Raw genomic sequence first — 5,360 nt, forward strand, 5'->3', positions numbered from 1 at the left:
GTTCTGATATTGGCTAAAAGCGCGTTTTGTTTAGCCATATCGGTTAATCCACTGTAGAAGAGAGCATTTGGCATGACTAAATAGCTTGCTGTTTGTGGTACAGGGGCAACGGCAGGGATATTTGTTTCAGGATCAGGAGTTGAACCAGAGCCAGAACCATTTCCAAGCAGTTCTGGTTGCAAACGGAAATCCCAGAAATCTTCATTCTTTTCATCAAAGAGATTTTGCGCAATATTGGCTTTGCCTTGGCTTGAGTCTGGTCCATAAGCACGTAGTGTATACATATCCGGTAAGCCACCTCTTGTGGTATAGCCATTTACAAGTTTGAAAGAGTTTTCTTTTGCTTTTCCAGAAACTTGAATAAGTGAAAGTCCACGGATATTGGCAGCAGCAGAGGTATTTGCTTTGACATTGTTCCCTTCTAAGCGCCCCGTAACATAAACTGATGTGTTACCAGAGACATCCCCATTGATCAAAAGTCTATCGGTTTTTTGGTCATTTATTGCAGCACCATCACTCCATTTTGCGTTGAAGTAAACCTTCGCATCACCCGTTGCATTGTAGACTGCTTTTGTGTCTGGTTTACCAGAACCTATATGCAATGTGTGATAATGCTCTTCTGTTGGTCCATTAAAGATAATGGAGCTATTGTCGAGATTAAGCGTGGAAATATCAGAACGAGATCTTTGAGCAATATCAATCAGTTGTCCATCATCATCTTTTTCTTTTGTACTGGTCTTTAGTGTCCATGTTGTCTTGTTTTTCAGATCAAAGTGTACATTTCTGTCTTTAGCAATATTTGCTCTGCCTTCTAAAGTAGACTGATCAGCGCTTAAGGTGAAGGTGCCGTTGGAGATCGCTTTAACCTCTTTACCATCCCACAAATCTTTATCTTTCCATGACGTTTTGTCCCAAAAAATACCATCTCCTAATAATATGTCAGCATGAACTTCTGATTTTTTAAGATTGACTGTGCCGATTGATGGGGCTGCCGCATCTTCGATGCTTTTTTCAACAACAGTTCCAACAAAAATTCCTGTACCATTTTCAGCATGAAGCTCTGCATTGGTTAGATTGATCTCATTGCTATGATATTTTTGTGGATCATGTGAGTCATTTGGATTGTTGTCAGAGAAAGTTGCGAATTGTAAACCGGCAATTTCTGCTGTGGCAGAAACATCTTTCAGATCAATATGGCCGCCATTTATTACAACCAGTGCAGCTTTTTTTGCTTCTATTTTATTTTTCTTCCCATTCTGAGAAGTGTCGGATTGGGTATCTAGACCTTTAGAATTAGTATCAATAGCGCCATTAACCATTTTAGTTGTGCCATCTTCACCAGTAGCGAGACCAATATCAACATTTTGAATGGTTGTTTTGCCATTTAATTCAACTATACTACCGGCCTCCCAAGTGCTTACACCAACGGTTGCTTCTTCGGACTCACCACCGATTATTGTTAAATCTCCGCTAATGATTTTACTCCCACTATCAGCGTAAAGACCTTCATCAAAATTTTGAATGGTTGTTTTGCCCGTTAACTGAATTTCACTACCAGAGTCCCCCGTCCATACACCAGATCGTGCTTCATCGGGGTCTTGATCAATTACTTTACCACCGACTATTGTTAAATCTCCACTGGTAATTTTACCACCATTATAGGCTCCAAGACCGTACGAAACTTTTTCAATGGTTGTATGACCCTTTAATTGAATTTCACTATTGGGATCAATGGCTATTATACCAGAAGTACTGTATTCTTGGTTTTCATAAGTAGTTATTGTTAAATCTTCGCTGGTGATTTTACCACCTTTTTCTGCTCTCAGTCCGTTTCTAACTTTTTCAATGCTTGTTTTGCCTTTTAATTCAATTATGCTTCCAACGCCATTGGCATTTGCACCGTTTCCGAAGTTATTGGTTGTTAGAGTAACATCCGTAATTTCAATACGTCCACCATTTTCTGTAAATAATGCGCCTTCATGTCCATTCAAACTTCCTCCTATGACAGCCCCTCCTTTCATTGTGATCTTGGATTCTATACCATCTGCATGGAGTGCATTACTCTTAGATGATGCGACTGTAACATTGTTGTTTAAAGTAATGGTGCTGCCGTTCCCAGCATATACCCCATCAGTGTCCCCATCGAGTGATCCTCCAGACACTGTTATTGTTGAGTGATCCTCTGCAAATATGCCTATTAGTGCTTGAGTAACGGTTACATTGTTTAAAGTCACAGTGCTGTTTTTAGCACTTATTCCTAAGGGTAGTAAAAGGTTATCGTTTTCACTCGATATTACCACATCTTCCAGCTTGTTTTTTTTACTCTTACTGTCAGAAAAGGAAGCACCAGTGCTAGATAAAATGCCAGATGAGGAGGCACCCGTTCCAGAATATGTAATTGTTCCCTTAGTCATTTGAAGTGTAGCACCGTCTTTGGCTTCAAGGCCTAAGAAAATACCAGAACCAGTGCCTTTAATGGTTGTGCCCTCCAGTAACTCAATTGCACTGTTAGCACCTTCTGCTGTTACAGCATAGACGGTTTTGTTCGTGTCTTGGTTTATATCTTTATTCGTAACAATGGTTAAATGTTTTCCAATGATTTTTCCGCCATCTTTTGCGTGAATAGTTTCATAGGTTTTATCGGATACTGGTACTGTCTTTCCATCAGAAACTTCGAGGGTTTCAGCATGTACACTGAACTGGATGTTGAACAGGATGATAGCGGCTGTAGCCGTGCATGATAAAAGGGATGTTTTATACACTAGTATTCTCCTTATGAGAGCCCCCAAATATTCATTTCCCCGCGAACTTCATAAGAAGAAGTGAAAATGGATAGTTGTTATTAATTTCGATAATTGTCTTTAATTTGGTAAGACATTTTTAGTTTTTTGTCAAAATTAAAAATTAACTTATATTAAACTTGTATGAATTTATATTTAACACACAATGTGTTTATAATTATTTATATTATATAATTAAATTTATTGTAAATATATATTATATAAATTATAAATATTATTATAATACTTACATAAATTATATTGTTTTTTATAAAGTAATGATAATATTTTGTGTGATACTTATGCAGTTTTATATCTTATCAAAGTGAGTGATGACGGTAATACTCAAACACTGTTTCTAGCACTTTTGATTATTTCTACCTTATTTATCATAAGATTCTAATGTATTTTATCTTGATATCCAAAGGAGTTGACGACTCTAGTATACAGAATACATTTTTTCTTCTGTTGGGGATATTTTAATAGTATACGAACACTTGCTAGGTTTCTAGTAAATGCCTAATTTTTGGTAGATGTTGAAGTATCGATGACATTTGACAGAGCCAGAGTCCAAGCTCATAAATCTCAATCAATTAAAGTGCTTGAAGTTGAAGACTTGAAACCAACAGTACTTTTATATCATCAAAGTGCACCTTCATTAAAGGATCATTGCTTTCGTTATTTTGAATTTTTGACACACTCTTGACAAGAAAATCTAAAAAAATTGCTGCTGAAGAATTTTTTATAATATAATAATATATAACGTTTTTATGGTGATAGGTTTATGAGATATAAAGTTGAATTGGTAATCACCGTGATTGCTTTAACTCTCTCTGGTTGTTTTAACCTTGATTCTGAAAAGTTAAGAAGGGACGAGAGGCTTTATCATGATGCATTCATGGGCTGGTCTATGAAAGAAAAGTCTCTTGCAAAAAATTATACTGCTATCATCATGGCTGATCCGCAACCGTGGCGTTTAAACTCTGGTGATGCCAATGGAATATCAAACAGAGAGCCATGGTTAAAGATAAATGAGCAGGTTGCTGGTGTGATAAAAGCGCACAAGGCCGCGTTCCATATTGTCAATGGTGACTTGACGGAGTTTGGACAACAAAAGAACTATGATGATTATAAAAATGTTTATAAAAATCTTGGAGCGCCTGTCTATGAGGGGCTAGGGAATCATGATTATGCCAATAATGTTGGTAATTGTACAAATCCTCAAGAATTCAGTTTTTACAAAGATGCTTGTGCTATAAGTGCAGTTTCAAGAATGGTATCGGAAATCAAAAAATACCGTAGTCAATTATCGCATTTCAATGCAGATGTTACTGAAAGTTTGGTTCCCATTTCGGGTGGAAATATTCGCTCGATAAGGGGAAGTTTGAGTTATTCTTGGGATTATGGAGATGTTCACTATGTGCAGCTTCACAATTATCCAAGCTATACGGTTCGTTTGATGGGACAGTCTATACAGGTGCAAATCAATAAATCTTTAGATTGGCTTAGGAACGATTTAGCTGCTGCTGATGCAAGAGGTAAAGTGACAATCATTAATTTTCATGATGCGCGTGCTGCTTCCATTGATGGTGAATCCTTTTTTATTCGTAAAAAGAATGTTAAAGATTTGTCGGTCTTTAAGTCAATTATTACTTCTCACAATGTTAAAGCAATCTTCGTAGGTCACACGCATTATCAGTCTTATTGCCGTGCGAAAAATGATAAGGTTTTTGGAAATATCCCTATCTATACAGCTGGTGCGCTTTTTAATGGAGATTATTACCTCATAGATGTGAAGGGAAAGACCATTCACGTTAAAGCCTATAATGGAGAAATAGGAAAACCGCTTTTAATTAAAGATCTTGGTGTTATAGGGAAAGACACCCAATTTTCCGCAAGTTGCAGTCAGTTATAATAGGATTTTTTCTTTGTTTTAAGGATGAAGGAAAAACGTATTATATGTGCGGATTTGAAGAGCAATGAGAGTGTCTAAGTATCACTTAAAAATAGAATAAAAAATCAGACATCTTTTTCATATTTTTTTTAAAAATGCTAAAATATCAGGTTAAGCGCTATAAGTGCAATGGTTTAATGTGAACAAAGCTTTAATACAAAGCGGAATAATGATTTGTTATTTTATTTTTTCTTTTTAGACTTTCATCTTTGAAGAGAAGAGGAGTGTGTCGAGGAAGTATCCAGAATTACCAAGAAAGCTTTTTGTTTTGATCAATTTTTTACTTATGATCTTCAAACAATTGATGTTTTTGATGCTGTACAATTTCTCTTGATTAACCGTATGGGCTTTTAATTGTATTACAATTTTATCTTCTTCTTTTATACGTAAGTAAATAGATACAATACGATACAAATATTGGTGTCTGTTTATAGTGGTTATGGTTTCACGCAATTACTCTTAGATGACACTCACACGTCTTGACAGTTTTATCTTTGTTTGGAGAGAAGTGTAAAAAGGGGATTTTAAGAAGTTTCAGTTTAGAAAGAGTTTTTTGCCCGCGAAAAGCTCTCTGATGATGCCAAGGCAAGTATGGAACAAGCTGGGGAAGATTTAGCGAGTTGGAT

The 5,360-nt window shown here is 36.3% G+C and carries 2 protein-coding genes; one reads left to right on the forward strand and one right to left on the reverse strand.

Features of this window, described 5'->3' with window-relative positions:
• The coding region (locus ACFIKR_RS08580) for an autotransporter outer membrane beta-barrel domain-containing protein (protein ID WP_375659559.1) at positions 1-2,762 on the reverse strand (2,762 nt) is incomplete at its 3' end.
• A gap of 802 nt (positions 2,763-3,564) precedes the next feature.
• On the opposite strand from ACFIKR_RS08580, the gene ACFIKR_RS08585 reads away from it, so the two are divergent.
• The gene (locus tag ACFIKR_RS08585) at positions 3,565-4,695 is read left to right on the forward strand and encodes a metallophosphoesterase (RefSeq protein WP_375659560.1); all 1,131 of its coding nucleotides are present in this window, start codon (positions 3,565-3,567) and stop codon (positions 4,693-4,695) included.
• The last annotated feature ends 665 nt before the right edge of the window (positions 4,696-5,360 follow it).

The sequence above is a fragment of the Bartonella sp. MR30HLJHH genome (assembly GCF_042194195.1).
GTDB classification, from domain to species: domain Bacteria; phylum Pseudomonadota; class Alphaproteobacteria; order Rhizobiales; family Rhizobiaceae; genus Bartonella; species Bartonella grahamii.